Here is a 16,403-nt window from a genome sequence, read left to right as displayed (position 1 = left end):
CGCCTATTGGGATGTTATCCTGAATAGTGAGCGATTCGCAGCACGTTCATCAATAATGGATGCTCTGTGAAAAACTCGTTTTTTCTGGTCATACCCCAGCAAAAAAATGATCCCCAATTGTCGGCGTCGTTTACCGACGATGCGCTACGGCAATGGATCGCGGAACTGCCGACGGCCAATCCCGGTCTGGCGGCGCGGCTGTTTTATGAGTTGTTAGGTGAATTAATTTCGGTGGAAATGCCGGCGGCGAAACGCTTGCATGCGTTGGAGTTACTCAGAGACAGCTTTTACTTGATCGACGATTATTTGCGCTCGCGGTTAATCAAGTTCGGTTTCCCAAAGGGTGAAAGCGAAAAAAAAATCTTCGGCTTGGCCTGCGCAATCGAAAGACAATTTACCATCGGCTATTGGAGCGTGGTCAAGGATTTGACCCGCCGCGAAATCGGTTGGTTGCAGGGTAAATCCACTGCGTTGGCGATACAGCGGACTATCCGGGGTTTGAGCCGTATTGTGATAAGTCATTACATGATGAGCTATCCGGTGCCGGATTGGATCTGGATCGATTTGCACTCGTTGTATAAACTCGCCGTGAAGCTGGATAAGGCGGGCTCCAAGGTGGCCGACCAGGGCGGTATATTCAGCAAACTGTCGTCAGTCGAAGACAGCTATAAACAAATATTGCTGTTAAGTTTGGCTTATCCATCCGGCTTGATGCAGAAAGAGTTTCAACTGGTTTATGAGTTTCTCGAGAAAATCAGCGATTTTCTGCAAATCGAAACCAAACCGGTAGCCGAACAAGCCGTGCAATGCGCGATTTTAATGGACGAAGACCTGCCGCCGGCTTTTTTGCTCGGCGGCACACAGACAGATCGCCGGTCGGACTCGGCCATGCTGTACCTGAATCTGACCAAGTTGGGTAAAGTCATCAAACAGGCGGACAAATTGTGCAGCAAGGAGGAGGCGCGTTTTAGTTCGCTGGAAGTCGATAAGAATAATCATCAAAAGCTATCTGCGGAACTGTTCGACTATCTGATGCAGCGCTGGCAAGGGAAGGAGCCGCAAGGGACGGTCTATTTTGCCGATAGGCTGGATAGATATGTGGCTATTGGTTTGGAAACGACCTATGATCTATTGGAAACCGGTAGGCCTGGTTTGGAAACCGGCCTGGAAATCCGGGCCGAGACAGACTCCGAACGCGCCTTGTCCTGTAATTTCCACAAGGAAGGCGTGTTGTCTATCGGCAGCTTGGTGAGTTTTCGTAAGATAGACGCGATGCCGCAACAACGTTCGCTCGGCGTGGTTTGCAAAATACTGCTCCCCAAGCAGGATTCCAAGCTGATATTCGAGGTGATGGTCATCGCCGCGCAAGCTTTCCCGGTGGCTTATCAGGCGCTTGAGGCGGATACCGATGCGGAGCGCAAGAAAGCCTTGATCTATGGCATAAGAGATAATGAAGGCGAAAAGAGCTTTATCATCATGGATTCTTTTCGCTTGAAAGACGGCGATTTATTGCGAATGTTCATGGGGCATGAAAATTTTCCCATTATTTTGAACGGCCGTAGAAATATCGGCTTGGGCTATTGGCAGTTCGAATGCCGGCGTATTCTGGACGACGTCGTTCCCACGCAGAACAAGAAGAAAGGCTATGATTTTATATAACAAAGACGATTGCCGCCCGGTTCCCACAGGGAATAGGCGGCAGAACCCAGCAAACAGACTCAATGACAGCAAATACCGATCAGACATCTGATTTTAATGCCCTCGTCGATCCGCACGCCCAGCGTGAGGCCGAAAAATACGAGAATCCCATCCCCAGTCGCGAGCTGATCCTCCAGCTTATTCAAGAAGCCGGCAAGCCGCTACGCCGCCAACAAATCGCCCAACAATTTGCCCTGGAAACGCCCGATGCCCTGGAGGCGCTGCGCCGCAGGCTGCGAGCCATGGAGCGCGACGGCCAGTTAAGTTTTAACAGCCGGCAAAAATATTGCCTGGGTTCCGGGGGTAACACAATCGCCGGACGGGTTTTGGGACATCCGGAAGGTTTCGGTTTCTTGAAACCCGACGACGGTAGCGAAGACCTGTTTTTGTCGCCACGGGAAATGAAGCCGCTGATGCCCAACGACCGAGTCATCGCGCGCGTGGCCGGCATTGATAGACGCGGTCGCCGCGAAGCGGCAGTGATTGAAATCAGTGAACGTAATACGCATCAAGTGGTCGGTCGGTTTTTTACCGAGGGCCGCGTGGCTTATGTGGTGCCGGATAACAAAAAAATTGCTCACGAAGTACTGATTGCCAAGGAAGACGTCGGCCATGCCAAACAAGGCCAGATCGTGGTCGCAGAGATAATTCAGCAGCCTAGCCAGCATTGCCAGCCCTTGGGCCGCATCATCGAAGTACTGGGCGCGCATATGGCACCTGGCATGGAAATCGAAATGGCGATTCGCTCTCACGATTTGCCCAATCAGTGGCCGGACCAGTTACTGGAAGAAATCAAGGTACTCACGCCGCAAGTGCCCGAGTCCGCCAAGCAGGGCAGGGAAGATATTCGCAAGTTGCCCTTGGTCACCATAGACGGCGAAGATGCCCGGGATTTCGACGATGCCGTCTACGCGCAGAAAACCCCAAAAGGCTGGAAGTTGTTGGTGGCGATTGCCGACGTCTCGCATTACGTAAAAGTCGATACAGCCTTGGATGCCGAAGCCAAAAACCGCAGTACCTCGGTATATTTTCCGGAAAAAGTCATTCCGATGCTGCCGGAGATACTGTCTAACGGTTTGTGTTCGTTGAACCCGGAAGTGGATCGTTTATGCATGGTCTGCGAATTACTGATCAACGAAGAAGGTAATGTCCTGCGTTCCCGGTTTTTTGAAGCTGTGATGCGCTCCCATGCGCGTTTGACCTATACCGACGTAGCAAAAATGCTGGTGGATGGCGATCAGAAGCTGGCAAAAAAATACGCCGCTTTGCTGCCACATTTACAGACTCTGTACGACTTGTACAAGGTGATGCGTAAGCAGCGCGAGTTGCGCGGGGCGATGGATTTCGACACCCAGGAGACCAAAATCGTCTTTGGGCCGGAGCGCAAAATCGCTGAAATCGTGCCTTTGCAGCGCAACGATGCCCATAAGCTGATCGAAGAATTTATGATTACCGCCAACACGGCAGCGGCGAAGTTTCTGAACAAGAAAAAAATGCCGCGCCTGCTGCGGATCCACGATGGCCCCGGCCCGGAAAAATTACTGGCACTGAAAACCTTTCTAGGCGAACTGGGTTTATTTCTGGGTGGTAAGGCGCAACCCACGCCATTGGATTACATGCATCTGCTGGAGTCGGTAAAGGAACGTCCCGACGCGCATTTGATTCAGACGATTTTGCTGCGCTCCATGTCGCAAGCCGTTTACAGCCCGGAAACCAAAGGCCATTTTGGCTTGGCGCTGGATGCCTATGCGCACTTTACTTCGCCGATCCGGCGCTATCCTGATTTGCTGGTGCATAGGGCGATCAGGCATTGTCTGGCCGGTAAGTCGGTTGATAGTTTTTATTACACGCATCCTGACATGGTGTTGTTGGGTGAGCATTGTTCGGCGAACGAGCGCCGAGCCGACGACGCCACCCGCGATGTGGTGAGCTGGCTGAAATGCGAATACATGATGGACAAGATCGGCGAAGAGTTCGACGGCGTGATTTCCGCCGTGACTGGTTTTGGCTTTTTCGTTGAATTGCAATCGATTTACGTGGAAGGCTTGGTGCATATCGCCTCCCTGGTACAGGATTATTTTGCCTTCGACGCCAGTAAACATCAGTTGTACGGCGAGCGTACCGGCGTACGTTACCGCTTGGGCGATATGGTGAAAATTCGCGTGGTGCGGGTTAATCTGGACGACAAGAAAATCGATTTTGAGTTGCTACAATCAGGTAAAAAAATCGCTAAGACCAAATCCTCTTCGGGCCGCAAAAAAGCCGAAGCCAGCGCTAAAGCGACGAAGTCGAATAAAGATAAAAAATCCTCAAGTAAGCCAAAAGCCAAAAAACGCCGTCGCTCATGAATTTAACCCAATTGTTTGGTATTCACGCGGTGCAAGCCGCGCTGGATTATTCACCGCAGAAAATTCGCCGAGCCTGGGTGGATAGTCAACGCCAGGATGTGCGCCTGAAGCAAGTGATAGACGATCTCGTCAAGCTGGGAATCAATCCGGAAAAAACCGAGCGTAAAAAGCTGGAAAAGATGGCCGACGGCAAGAATCACCAAGGCATCGTCGTCTCGGTCGAGTTGCCGGCGATGCGCAGCGAAGACCAGCTCAAACAAGACGTTGAAGCGCTAACCCAGACGCCGTTTTATCTGGTGCTGGATCAAGTGCAAGATCCGCACAATCTCGGCGCTTGTCTGCGTACCGCGGATGCCGTGGGTGCGCATGGCGTGATCGTCACTAAAGACAATGCCGCCGGTATCACGCCGACGGTTTGTAAAGTAGCCAGCGGTGCAGCGGAAACGGTGCCGGTGTATCAGGTCACCAATCTGGCCAGAGTTCTGCGCTGGTTGAAAGAGCAGAATATCTGGATCATGGGCGCGGCCGGCGAAGCTGAACAAACTGTGTTTCAGATGGAACTCGATATGCCTTTGGCGGTGGTGATGGGTACGGAAGGTACTGGCATGCGCCATCTGACCCGTCAGCATTGCGATTTTCTGGTGAAAATTCCTATGGCTGGACAGGTGGAAAGCCTGAACGTATCGGTGGCTGCTGGCGTATTGTTGTACGAAGTGTTTCGGCAGAAACTGCTTGCTTAAGCGGCATGAAGCGCATGGGCTATGTTTCGGCGGCGTTGCTTGCCAGCGCATTGAGCTCGATGGCTTATGCTGAAATCGATGCGAGAGCAATGGCCTTTAATTGCTGGAATTGTCACACCGATTCAAACTTAGATGCCCAAAGCTCAATCCCTTCGCTAAAAAATTTATCCGCTCAGCAGATCCAGCAGGCCTTGCTGGATTTTAAATACGACAAAAGGCCGGCCACATTGATGCCGCGTTTGGCTAAAGGTTACAGCGACACCGAGCTGGCGGCGGTTGCCGAGTATTTGAGTCGCCATTAATGACCGGATTATCCCGCAGACGTTTTTTACAAGGCTTTGCCGGAGTTGGGGCTGGTGTTCTTAGCGGTTGTGGCGGATTGCCGTTCTTTTCGGGTGCCAAAGCGCATGTCGTAGTGGTCGGTGGTGGCTTTGGCGGTGCGACGGCGGCGAAATATCTGCGCTTGCTGGATGCGAATATTCAAGTCACGCTGATCGAACCTAAAGCCAAATATATCACTTGCCCCGGCAGTAATTGGCTGTTTGCCGGTTTGGCGGGCCTCGACCAGTTGACGGTCGATTACCAGGCTTTGCAAGACAAATATGGAATCAAACTGTTAATTGATCGCGTCAGCAGTTTAGATGCTGGGCAACGGCGATTGCGATTGGCCGGCGGGCAGAGTGTGAGCTATGACAGGTTAATCATGTCGCCTGGCATCGATTTTCGCTGGGATGCGATGGCTGGTTACGATCAGGCCGCCGCGGAGCAATTTCCGCATGCTTGGCAGGCCGGTCCGCAGACCTTAATGCTGGCGCGGCAACTGCAAGCCATGCCGGACGGTGGGGTAGTGTTGCTAGCGGTGCCTGCCGATCCTTATCGATGTCCGCCCGGCCCTTACGAGCGGGCCAGTATGATGGCGTATTGGCTGAAACAGCATAAACCGCGTTCGAAAATACTCATCCTCGATGCCAAACGCAGCTTTTCCAAACAGGCTCTATTCGAAGCCGGCTGGACCAAGCATTACGGTTACGGCACCGCCAATAGCCTGATCGAGTGGCATAGCTTGGCAGATAATCCTTTACTTGAACTGGATAAGCCGAATAGGGTGCTGACTAGCGAATTCGGCGACCGATTCCGGGGCGACGTGTTGAACATCATTCCGCCGCAAACGGCTGCGTATATCGCTTTGCAGCAGGGCTTGGCCGATAGCACCGGTTGGTGTCCGGTTCGGCCGCTGACCGGCCAATCGTTATTTGACGACTTTATCCATGTCATTGGCGACGCTGCGCATTATGCGCCTATCCCTAAGTCTGCTTTTGCCGCTAATTCCGAAGCTAAAGCGTGTGCGCTGGCGGTGACGAGCTTGCTTAATCAGACCCCCGTCCCCGAAGCACATTGGCTGAATACCTGCTATAGCCTGATCGCGCCTGACCACGGTATCTCCGTGGCCGGTGTTTACAAACTGGATGCAGCCGATGCGATTGCGCCGGTGAAAGGCGCCGGTGGAGTAAGTGCGCGAGCCGATGCCCAAGTTGCCGCTGCGGAAGCGGATTACACGCGAGCCGTTTATCGGAACTTGATTGCCGATACGTTTGGTTGACTTGATGTTTTGATCAAAAATATTTTATTTCAATAGCTTGCATTGGATTTTTGTAATTTTTTTTGAATTGTTTTTCCTTGCAATTGAAACTGAATAAGAAAGCAATTTTTCGGCCAGTATTTACGAGTATTTACCATTGAAGGCGCGGGAATCCGAAAACAGCGTGTTACAATCGCGCCTGTTCATTTTCCATGGTTGACTGCGTGAAGAAAAACCCACTATTACAAATACTGTTGCTGAGTATGCTGTCCGGCAAGGCCGCTCATGCAAGCAGCTTTGTAGTTGAGGATATTCAGGTCAAGGGCTTACAAAGAATTTCCGCCGGTACCGTCTACAACTATTTGCCGGTTAATGTTGGCGAAACCTTTTCCGAAGACAAGCAAGCCGCGGCGATCAGGGCTTTATTCAATACCGGATTTTTCAAGGATATATCGCTGGAACGCGATGGCGGCACGCTGGTGGTGAATGTGGTCGAGCGGCCTTCGGTAGCGAAAGTGGTTATCGAAGGCAACAAAGACATTAAAAAGGAAGATTTAACCGAAGCCTTGAAAAAAATCGGCTTGGCGGAAGGCAAGGTTTACAACAAGCAAATCCTGGACAAGGTCGAACAAGAGCTACGCCGACAATATTTCAGCCATGGTAAATACGGCCTGAAAATTAAAACCGAAGTTTCGGAATTGACGCGCAACCGGGTCGGCATTCATATCGATATTTCCGAGGGCCGGGTTGCCAAGATCAAGCAAATCAATATCGTCGGCAGCAAATCCTTTGCTAACGATGTGTTGCGGAAAGAGTTTGAATTAAGCACCACCAACTTCCTGTCTTTTTATTCCAAAGACGACCAATATTCCAAACAAAAGCTGTCTGCTGATTTGGAAAAGCTGCGTTCATTTTATCTTGATCGCGGTTATATCAATTTCTCCATTGAATCCACTCAGGTTGATATTACGGCCGATAAGAAGGAAATTTACATCACCATCAACGTCAAGGAAGGCGACGTGTACACCTTGGAAAAGGTCAAATTGTCCGGTGAATTGATCGTGCCGCCTGAAGAGTTGATCAAGTTGGTTAAAGTCGGACCGGGTGAGATATTCTCCCGGAAAAACGCCACGGAAACCTCCAAATCCATTTCGGATCGCCTGGGTGACGAAGGCTATACCTTTGCCAACGTGAATATGGTGCCGGAGATTAACGAGCAGCAAAAGACCGTGGCGATGACCTTTTTTGTTGATCCTGGCAAGCGTGTGTATGTGCGGCGCATCAACGTCAAAGGTAACACCAAGACCCGTGACGAAGTGATTCGCCGGGAAGCCCGGCAAATGGAGTCCAGTTGGGCGGCCAGCAGCAAGATTGAACGGACCAAGACCCGTCTGGATAGATTGGGTTATTTTGAGGAAGTGGGTGTGGAAACGCCGCCTGTGGTCGGTTCGGCCGATCAGATCGACGTTAATTACACGATCAAGGAGAAAGCCTCCGGTAACTTGCAGGCCGGTGTCGGTTACTCCCAGGTGCAAGGAATTATCTTTAACGCCAACGTGTCGCAAGACAATATCTTCGGTACCGGTAAGCGGGTGGATTTCGCGTTCAACAACAGTAGTATTTTGACACGTTACAACCTGGGCTTTTCAGATCCTTATTACACGCTGGATGGCGTGGCGATGGGCTACAACCTGGGTTACACCTCTCGAAATGCCTACGCGGCTAACTTGGCGGCTTACAATACAACCATTACAAACGCCGGTATCAACTTTGGTATCCCGTTGAACGAGTTCGACAGAATCGGTTTTGATATTGATCTAAAGCGCACCGAGATCGAAAACACCACCTTGTCTTCGGACACGATTCTAAAATTCCTAGGGTTTAAAAAGGGCGACGACATTTCTGCAATCCGGTCGAAAAGCTTTGATACGCTGTCAACTTCCGTCGGTTGGACTCACGATACCTTAGATAGAGCCACCTTCGCTCATAGCGGTGGTCAGCAAAGACTGTCCGGATTGATAACCGTACCCGGTAGTGATTTGGAATATTTCAAAGTCGGCTATAAACATCAGCATTATTTTCCCTTGTCCAACGACTTTACCTTCCGCTTGTTAGGTGAGGTGGCGCATGGCGGTAGCTACGGTGGTAGTTCCGGCTTGCCGTTTTTTGAAAACTATTTTGCCGGTGGTACCGGTGACGTTCGCGGTTTTATGCAAAATACCTTGGGTGTCATTGACCAAAACGAAATCAATACCGCCAATACCTACAATCGACCCATCGGGGGCTCCACAAAGCTGATTGGCAAGGCCGAGCTGTTTTTCCCTGTGCCGTTCTTAAGCGATATGAAATCGGTGAGAATTGGCTCATTTGTTGACGCCGGCACGCTGGCGCCCGGACTTAGTACCGGCGATTTGCGCAAGTATTTCCGTTATTCGGTGGGCTTGTCTGGGGAATGGTTGTCGCCGTTTGGGGCCTTGGCAGTGAGTGTTGCCCAGCCCCTGAATTCGGAGAGTACCGACAGAACTCAAGCCTTCCAGTTCACCTTCGGCTCGGGATTTTAGTTTAGTTTGAGCCTGTTTTGCCCTATAATCGCTTTTGCGTTCTGTCTTAAACTCAAAAAAATTAACCGGAGATGGTTTTGACCATGAAAAATAGAATTTCTTTGTTTCTAATGCTGATGATTTTTGCTGGCGTGAGTCACGCAGAGCTGAAAATCGGTTTTGTCAATGTGGCGAAGGTTTTGGAAAAAGCGCCACAAGCCGCCAAAGCAAAAACGCGCTTGGAAACTGAATTTTCACCAAGAGACAAAGCGCTGGTTTCTCAGCAAAAAGAGATTAAATCGCTGGAAGAAAAGTTGGGCCGAGACACTGCGGTAATGGGCGAAGAAGAGCGTCATAGAATCGAAAAAGACATTCTGGACAAAAAACGCGACGCGGCTCGTGCACAACAAGAGTTCAGCGAAGATTTCAACATGCGTAGAAACGAAGAGTTGGGCAATCTGCAAAAACGCATCGTAGAAGCAGTAAGAGCGTTAGCCAAAGAAGAGTCTTTTGATCTGTTGCTGACCGACGGTGTTATTTACGCCAACGATCAAATTGATGTTACCAGCCGCGTTCAGCAAAAACTGGAAAACTTGTCGCAATAAGATTTTCCCCGATGCTTCCTGATTGAGGGAGCATGCAGCACTTAAGTTGGGGAGTTCCTGGTCTAAGCGAACTTCCCGCTTCCCCTCATTTCGCACAGAATACTCATGGCCGGCACACTCGATATTTTACAAATTCAGGAACTCTTGCCACATCGCTATCCTTTCTTGCTGGTAGACAGGGTGCTTGACTGCGAGCCGGGCGTGCGTTTGCTGGCTGTGAAAAACGTGACCTTTAACGAGCCGTTTTTTCAAGGCCATTTTCCGAGTCAGCCTATCATGCCTGGTGTGTTGATCATGGAAGCCCTAGCGCAAGCTACTGCGCTACTGACGTCGCAAAGCAACGATCAATTGGGCAAAGGCACGATTTATTACTTGGCGGGCATCGATAACGCCCGCTTCAAAAAGCAAGTTGTTCCCGGTGACCAATTGCGTCTGGAAGTGACTTACATCAAACACAAGCGTCACCTCTGGTCCTTCGATTGCCGTGCGGAAGTAGATGGTGAACTTGCCGCGAGTGCGCAAATCATGTGTGCGGCCGTGGCCGCAGAGGCATAAATGATAGATCCCAGAGCGGTTGTGCATATCAATGCCGAATTGGCGGACGACGTTAAAGTCGGGCCGTTCTCGGTTATTGGCCCGGATGTGCAGATAGATTCAGGTACCGAGATTGGGCCGCATGTGGTGATTAAAGGTCCTACCGCCATCGGCAAGGATAATACGATCTACCAATTCACCTCGATAGGCGAAGACCCGCAAGATAAAAAGTACGCCGATGAAATCACCCGTCTGGAAATCGGCGACCGCAATGTAATACGCGAATTTTGTACGATGCACCGTGGCACGCAGCAAGATCGAGGATTGACGTTGATCGGCAGCGATAATTTGTTCATGGCTTACACCCACGTGGCGCACGATTGCGAAATTGGCGATCATGTGATCATGGCGAATGGCGCCTCGATTGCCGGGCATGTGCATTTGGGTGATCATGCTATTTTGGGCGGTTTTACCTTGGTGCATCAATTTACCAAAATCGGCGAATACAGTTTTTCGGCGATGGGTAGCGCAATCACTCAAGACATTCCGCCATATGTGATGGTCGGTGGCAGGCCCACTCGCCCGCACGGGATCAATTCGGTGGGTATGGAGCGTAACGGCGTGCCGCCGGAAGTGATTCGGCAGATTCGCAAAGCCTATAAGATCCTCTATAAAAACAATCTGCGTCTGGAAGACGCCATCGAAGAAATGGAAGATATGGCCGGCGAAAGTAACGAACTTTCCAATATGGTCAGCTTTCTACGTAATGTCACACGCGGTATCCTCCGATAACCCCCCACGCATAGCCGGTATCGACGAAGTTGGCCGCGGCTGCATAGTCGGGCCGGTGGTCGCCGCTGCGGTAATTCTCGATCCACTCAGACCCATCGCGGGTTTAACAGATTCCAAAAAACTTACCGAAAAGAAACGCAAGCTGCTGGCCGAGCAGATCAAGAGCAATGCCTTGTGTTGGGCCGTTGCCCGGGCTGAAGCTAGCGAAATTGATACTATCAACATTCTGCAAGCGACGATGGTGGCGATGCAACGGGCGGTATCACAACTCGAATATCGCCCGGATGCGGTCAAGGTGGACGGCAATCGGCTACCGGTAGTGGATATACCGGGCGAAGCTATCGTACAAGGCGATTTGCTGGTTGCGGAAATTTCCGCCGCCTCGATCCTAGCCAAAGTCGCCCGCGATGAGGAAATGCAGACGCTGGATAGGCTGTATCCCGGTTATGCTTTTGCTATCCACAAAGGCTATCCTACCCAGCAGCATTTAGCAGCTTTACAACAGCTTGGGATTAGCCCGCAGCATCGAAAATCGTTTGCTCCTGTTAAAAAGTATCTTGTTTAAACAGCCATGACGCCGAGTTTTGTTCATCTTCGTATTCATACTGAGTTCTCCCTGGTTGACGGTATCGTCAGAATCAAGCCCTTGGTGAAGAAACTGGCTGAGTATCAAATGCCGGCGGCCGCGATTACCGAACAAAGCAATTTGTTCTCGCTGGTTAAATTCTATAAAGCGGCGCAGGGTGCCGGCATCAAACCCTTGATCGGCGCCGATGCGCTGATTTTCAATCCTGACGAGCCGGCCTCGCCGTTTCGCCTGACTATGTTGGCCCGCAATCAAAAAGGCTATGTGACGTTGACCGAGCTGATTTCCAGAGGCTACCAGGAAGGGCAGCACCAAGGGATACCGATGCTGCACAAAGACTGGATTGCCGAGAATCATGAGGGTTTGATCGTGTTATCGGGAGCGATGGATGGTGACGTCGGCCAAGCTTTGCTGGCGGAAAATGCCGAGCAAGCCAAACGCTGTGCCGAATATTGGCGGGATTTGTTTCCAAACAGTTTTTACCTGGAATTGCAGCGGGTCGGTAAAACGGACGAGGAGCGTTACATTAAACTCGCGGCGGATTTGGCTTCCGAACTGGAATTGCCGGTCGTCGCCACCAACGATGTGCGCTTTATCGGTAAAAACGACTTCGATGCGCATGAAGTGAGGGTCTGTATCCATCAGGGCCGGGTGCTGGACGATAGCCGCCGGCCGAAAAATTATACCGCCCAGCAATATTTGCGTACCGCCGAGGAAATGGCCGAATTGTTTGCCGATATTCCGGAGGCCTTGGCCAATAGTGTGGAAATTGCCAAACGCTGCAATGTCGAATTGACCCTGGGCGAAAACTATTTGCCCGATTTCCCGGTGCCTGAAGGCATGACTCTGGACGACTATTTCAAGCATGCTTCGCGCCAGGGCCTGGAAGAACGACTCGTTCAATACCCGCCGGTAGGCAAGGGCAGCTTCGCGGAAAACCGCAAAGTCTATGACGAAAGATTGGAAGTTGAGCTGAACGTGATCACCCAAATGGGTTTTCCCGGCTATTTCATGATTGTTGCCGACTTTATCCAGTGGGCCAAGAACAATGCGATACCGGTAGGGCCGGGGCGGGGTTCCGGTGCAGGTTCTTTGGTGGCGTATGCGTTGAAGATTACCGACCTTGATCCCATCGAATTTGATTTGCTGTTTGAACGGTTCTTGAACCCGGAGCGGGTATCGATGCCCGACTTTGATATCGACTTTTGCATGGAACGCCGCGATGAGGTCATCGATTACGTGGCCCGTCACTATGGCCGCGATCATGTATCGCAGATTATTACCTACGGCTCGATGGCGGCCAAGGCGGTGATTCGCGACGTGGGGCGGGTGATGGGTCACGCCTACGGTTTTGTGGACAGGCTGGCAAAATTGATTCCCTTTGAGATCGGCATGACACTGGATAAGGCCTTGCAAGACAGCGCGGAATTGAAGGCGTTGTACGACACCGAGGAAGAGGTCAAAGCGCTGATCGATATGGCGCGTTCGCTGGAAGGCATCTCCCGGAATGCCGGTAAACACGCCGGTGGTGTGGTGATTTCGCCGACCAAACTCACCGATTTCAGCCCTTTGTATTGCGAGCAGGGCGGCGGCAATCTGGTCACGCAGTTTGATAAGGACGATGTCGAAGCGGTAGGCTTGGTTAAATTCGACTTCCTGGGTTTGCGAACCTTGACGATCATTGATTGGGCGCTGCAAACCATCAATCGCCAGCGCGTGCAACGCGGTGAAGAGCCGGTGGATATAAGCCAGATTCCGCGCGACGACATGCCCAGCTATGAATTATTAAAAAATGCCCAGACTACCGCGGTGTTTCAGCTCGAGTCGCGTGGCATGAAGGAGTTGATCAAAAAACTAAAGCCCGATTGCTTCGACGACATTATCGCGCTGGTGGCATTATTCCGTCCGGGCCCCTTGGAATCGGGCATGGTAGACGACTACATCAACGTTAAGCACGGCGCCAAGGCTGAATATGCGCATCCCTTGCTGGAACCGATTTTAAAACCCACCAATGGCGTTATTCTGTATCAGGAGCAGGTGATGCAGATTGCCCGGGAATTGGCCAGTTACACCTTGGGTGGCGCCGATATGTTGCGGCGGGCGATGGGTAAGAAAAAACCGGAGGAAATGGCCAAGGAGCGGGAAAAATTCATGTCGGGCGCGGTAGCGAACCAGATCGATGCCGCGATCGCGACTTATGTTTTCGACCTGATGGAGAAGTTTGCCGGCTACGGTTTCAACAAATCGCATTCAGCGGCTTACGCTTTGGTTGCGTATCAGACCGCCTGGTTGAAGGCGCATTATCCGGCCGCGTTCATGGCGGCGGTGATGTCGTCGGATATGGATAACACCGACAAAGTGGTGGTTTTGATCGACGAATGCCGGGAGATGAAGCTGGAGATTTGCCCGCCGGACATTAATGTTTCCGACTTTCGTTTTACGGTAAACGACCAGGGTCAGATTGTTTATGGTATCGGCGCGATCAAGGGTGTCGGCGAAAATGCGATTGAAGATTTATTAAAGGAACGGGCTGCCAACGGCGCGTTTGCGGGCTTGTACGATCTGTGCAAGCGTGTCGATTTGCGCAAGGTCAATCGCCGGGTCCTGGAAGCATTGATCAGAGCCGGAGCGCTGGATACTATCGATCCAAATCGTGCGGCGCATCTCGCTGAATTGACTACCGCCTTGCGAGTGGCCGAACAACACGGAAAAATGGCGTTGGCCGGTCAAAACGATCTATTCGGTTTGGCGGTACAAGTGGAAGTCAGCGACGGTGAAGCGGAAGCTTATTCCACCGTGGTCGAGCCGTGGACCGAAAAAGAAAAGCTGGAAGCGGAAAAGCAGACTTTGGGTCTGTTTCTGACCGGCCATCCCATCGCCGAATATCTGCCGGAATTAAAACATATCACCCACGGCTCGCTCGCCAGTCTGGAAGTCGATGCCGGCCGGTCCAGAGGTAAAATGGAAGCGCGTGTTGCCGGCCTGATCGTGGAAATGCGTACCCGGCAAACCAAGCAAGGCAAGATGATGGGCTTTGCAACGCTGGACGACCGTACCGGCCGGCTGGAAGTGGCGGCCTTCAGCAATATATACGACAAATACCGTAACCTGCTCAGCAAAGACACGATTCTGATTGCCGAAGGTTCATTGGCAATGGACGACTTTACCAACAGTCTTAGGATGACTGCCGAGAAGCTCTACAGTATGGAAGAAGCGCGCGAATTATATGCCCGCGGCATTACATTAACGATAGACCTGGCCAATGGCGGCCTGCCGCCGGGTTGGCTGGCAAATCTACAGACCACACTGACGCCATTCTGCGGCGGTCAATGTCCAATCCAAATCGAGTACCGCACTGCGGCCAACAAAGCCATCCTGCAATTGGGCGACGACTGGCGCGTGCGCCCTAGCGATGAACTCCTGATCCGCCTGCGGCGCTTGCTGTCTAGCGAAACTGTGCTGGTCAGATATTGAACTGGCGTTTGACGCATTGTATTTCTGGGAGCGGGGATAGGCGGGGTTCGGCTAAATGCACACATCGAGTGTGTATTGAGTTTACGGACCGCAACAAGCGCGAACGATGCTGAGCCCATTTGATTGATCTGGACATAAAAAAGGGAGGCCTGGGCCTCCCTGGTTTCGTTAAGCTGGAAGCTTAGCGTTTAGCGGTCGGTACGTTTGTATTCGACACGGCGGTTGTAGGCACGGCCCTCGTCGGTTTCATTGGTATCGACGGGTTTGGATTCGCCGAAGCCAACCGCTGTCAGGCGTTTGCCTTCCACACCTTGTTTGATCAGCTCGGCTTTGACTGCATTGGCTCTGCGCTCGGAAAGCTTTTGGTTGTAAGCATCTTTACCGTAACTATCGGTGTGGCCCTGAATCTCTATGGTCAAACCAGGGTTCATTTTCATGACTTCCACGGCGTTTTGGATCAGCGGGCCGTATTTGGCTTTGACGTCGGATTTGTCGAAATCGAACAGTAGGCCGCGGAACGCCCAGCAACCGTCTTTATCGACGATAGCGCCTTTAGGGGTGTCAGGGCATTTATCGGCACAGTTGCTTACGCCGTCTTTGTCGTCGTCTTGGGTTGAGCAATCGGCCACTTTGGGTGTGCCTGCTTTCAAGAAGACGTTTTTAACGAAATCACTCATGCCTTTGGCGCTGGTGATCGCTTCGGCAGTAGTCGAGAATCCGCAACCCGATGCATTGGCTAGGTCTTGCAGCACCGCTTGTCCGGCCACATCTTGGTCATTACCGACCCAGACTGTGTAAATGCATAGCTTGTCTCCGTACTGGGATTTAAGCGCTTCGGCAGTCGGTAGGGGCGAGACTTCCTCGATACCGTCGCTTAAAACGATTAAGGCGATATTGCCGGGAGCAGAGGTGATGTCTTTGCCGGACTCGCTTAGCGCCGTGGCTAGTGGGGTGCCGCCGCTAGAGCATTGTAGAGAGGTAATTGCAGTTTCGAAACCGGCCTGAGTGTAATTTTGCACGGCTTGGTTGAGATAAGTTGAGCCCCAAGACAGGCATGGGCCAAAACCGAAGCTGCGCAAACCGGATGTCAGCGGCATAACCGGAATGGATTTGTTAAACTTGTTGAGCAGATTTTTTTCGACATCCAGCTTGGTGCCGCTGTAATCCGCAGAATTTACATAGGTACGGCTCATGGATGAAGACGAATCATTAATCACGAAAAAACTGTTGGTTTTTTGTACCAGTTTTCCAGATTTAACCAGCGCGTTAAGGTCTTCAGGCTGGAAAGCCTGGAAATTATTGCTCGACTGCGTCGCGCAACCGGAAAGCAGCGCTCCGGCCAGAGTGGCCGTGAATAAAAGTTTTCTTTTCATGTATTGATTCTCCAGGTTATTGTTCTGCATCGACAAGGCCTAGCGTACCGCCTTGGTGTCTTAAGTCTAACATCAATCCCTTATTTTTAAATAGTGCGTTCATCTTAGCCGGGCGCCGTGAAATAATGCCGGTT

Annotated in this window: 12 protein-coding genes; 11 read left to right on the top strand and 1 reads right to left on the bottom strand. The window is 51.5% G+C overall.

The features are described 5' to 3' along the window. Positions 1–66: 66 nt before the first annotated feature. The 11 genes from DDY07_RS10150 to dnaE all read left to right on the top strand — a co-directional run bounded on the left by DDY07_RS10150 (position 67) and on the right by dnaE (position 14,896). Complete coding sequence (locus tag DDY07_RS10150) at positions 67–1,659, top strand: hypothetical protein (RefSeq protein ID WP_171695802.1); 1,593 nt, start codon at positions 67–69, stop codon at positions 1,657–1,659. Between the two features lie 62 nt (positions 1,660–1,721). Then, complete coding sequence (gene rnr / locus DDY07_RS10145) at positions 1,722–4,046, top strand: ribonuclease R (RefSeq protein WP_171695801.1); 2,325 nt, start codon at positions 1,722–1,724, stop codon at positions 4,044–4,046. Beyond that, positions 4,043–4,786, top strand: coding sequence for a 23S rRNA (guanosine(2251)-2'-O)-methyltransferase RlmB (gene rlmB / locus DDY07_RS10140; RefSeq protein ID WP_171695800.1), 744 nt, complete (start codon positions 4,043–4,045; stop codon positions 4,784–4,786). Before rnr ends, rlmB begins: the two co-directional genes overlap by 4 nt. Before the next feature lie 5 nt (positions 4,787–4,791). Beyond that, on the top strand, positions 4,792–5,088 hold the full coding sequence (locus DDY07_RS10135) for a c-type cytochrome (RefSeq protein WP_051669598.1): 297 nt from the start codon (positions 4,792–4,794) through the stop codon (positions 5,086–5,088). After that, a complete protein-coding gene (locus DDY07_RS10130) occupies positions 5,088–6,386 on the top strand; it encodes an NAD(P)/FAD-dependent oxidoreductase (RefSeq protein WP_033155212.1) in 1,299 nt (432 codons plus the stop codon). The genes DDY07_RS10135 and DDY07_RS10130 overlap by 1 nt, the downstream gene beginning before the upstream one ends. Before the next feature lie 242 nt (positions 6,387–6,628). Next, complete coding sequence (gene bamA, locus DDY07_RS10125) at positions 6,629–8,926, top strand: outer membrane protein assembly factor BamA (protein ID WP_051669727.1); 2,298 nt, start codon at positions 6,629–6,631, stop codon at positions 8,924–8,926. 83 nt (positions 8,927–9,009) lie between these two features. After that, positions 9,010–9,510: an OmpH family outer membrane protein gene (locus tag DDY07_RS10120; RefSeq protein ID WP_020485707.1), complete on the top strand. Its 501-nt coding sequence runs from the start codon at positions 9,010–9,012 to the stop codon at positions 9,508–9,510. 105 nt (positions 9,511–9,615) lie between these two features. Continuing rightward, entirely contained in the window at positions 9,616–10,065 is a 450-nt protein-coding gene (gene fabZ, locus DDY07_RS10115) for a 3-hydroxyacyl-ACP dehydratase FabZ (RefSeq protein ID WP_033155210.1), read from the top strand. After that, positions 10,066–10,836 carry an acyl-ACP--UDP-N-acetylglucosamine O-acyltransferase gene (lpxA, locus tag DDY07_RS10110; protein ID WP_033155209.1) on the top strand — a complete coding sequence of 257 codons (771 nt, stop codon included), beginning with the start codon at positions 10,066–10,068 and terminating at the stop codon, positions 10,834–10,836. Then, positions 10,811–11,401, top strand: a complete 591-nt coding sequence (gene rnhB, locus DDY07_RS10105; RefSeq protein ID WP_171695799.1) for a ribonuclease HII — start codon at positions 10,811–10,813, stop codon at positions 11,399–11,401. The genes lpxA and rnhB overlap by 26 nt, the downstream gene beginning before the upstream one ends. Positions 11,402–11,407: 6 nt before the next feature. Further along, positions 11,408–14,896: a DNA polymerase III subunit alpha gene (gene dnaE / locus DDY07_RS10100; RefSeq protein WP_171695798.1), complete on the top strand. Its 3,489-nt coding sequence runs from the start codon at positions 11,408–11,410 to the stop codon at positions 14,894–14,896. Between the two features lie 188 nt (positions 14,897–15,084). Here the strand turns inward: dnaE and DDY07_RS10095 are convergent, their stop codons facing one another. Then, positions 15,085–16,269: an OmpA family protein gene (locus DDY07_RS10095; protein ID WP_171695797.1), complete on the bottom strand. Its 1,185-nt coding sequence runs from the start codon at positions 16,267–16,269 to the stop codon at positions 15,085–15,087. Positions 16,270–16,403: the final 134 nt, after the last annotated feature.

Source organism: Methylomonas sp. ZR1 (assembly GCF_013141865.1).
Classification (GTDB): Bacteria; Pseudomonadota; Gammaproteobacteria; order Methylococcales; family Methylomonadaceae; genus Methylomonas.
This window is presented reverse-complemented; position numbering and strand designations above follow the sequence as displayed.

Bases quoted from the DNA above. Each gene is read 5' to 3' on its own strand.
- rnr (WP_171695801.1), top strand. From the start codon at position 1,722: ATGACAGCAAATACCGATCAGACATCTGATTTTAATGCCCTCGTCGAT.
- rlmB (WP_171695800.1), top strand. From the start codon at position 4,043: ATGAATTTAACCCAATTGTTTGGTATTCACGCGGTGCAAGCCGCGCTG.
- DDY07_RS10135 (WP_051669598.1), top strand. From the start codon at position 4,792: ATGAAGCGCATGGGCTATGTTTCGGCGGCGTTGCTTGCCAGCGCATTG.
- DDY07_RS10130 (WP_033155212.1), top strand. From the start codon at position 5,088: ATGACCGGATTATCCCGCAGACGTTTTTTACAAGGCTTTGCCGGAGTT.
- bamA (WP_051669727.1), top strand. From the start codon at position 6,629: ATGCTGTCCGGCAAGGCCGCTCATGCAAGCAGCTTTGTAGTTGAGGAT.
- DDY07_RS10120 (WP_020485707.1), top strand. From the start codon at position 9,010: ATGAAAAATAGAATTTCTTTGTTTCTAATGCTGATGATTTTTGCTGGC.
- fabZ (WP_033155210.1), top strand. From the start codon at position 9,616: ATGGCCGGCACACTCGATATTTTACAAATTCAGGAACTCTTGCCACAT.
- lpxA (WP_033155209.1), top strand. From the start codon at position 10,066: ATGATAGATCCCAGAGCGGTTGTGCATATCAATGCCGAATTGGCGGAC.
- rnhB (WP_171695799.1), top strand. From the start codon at position 10,811: ATGTCACACGCGGTATCCTCCGATAACCCCCCACGCATAGCCGGTATC.
- dnaE (WP_171695798.1), top strand. From the start codon at position 11,408: ATGACGCCGAGTTTTGTTCATCTTCGTATTCATACTGAGTTCTCCCTG.
- DDY07_RS10095 (WP_171695797.1), bottom strand. From the start codon at position 16,269: ATGAAAAGAAAACTTTTATTCACGGCCACTCTGGCCGGAGCGCTGCTT.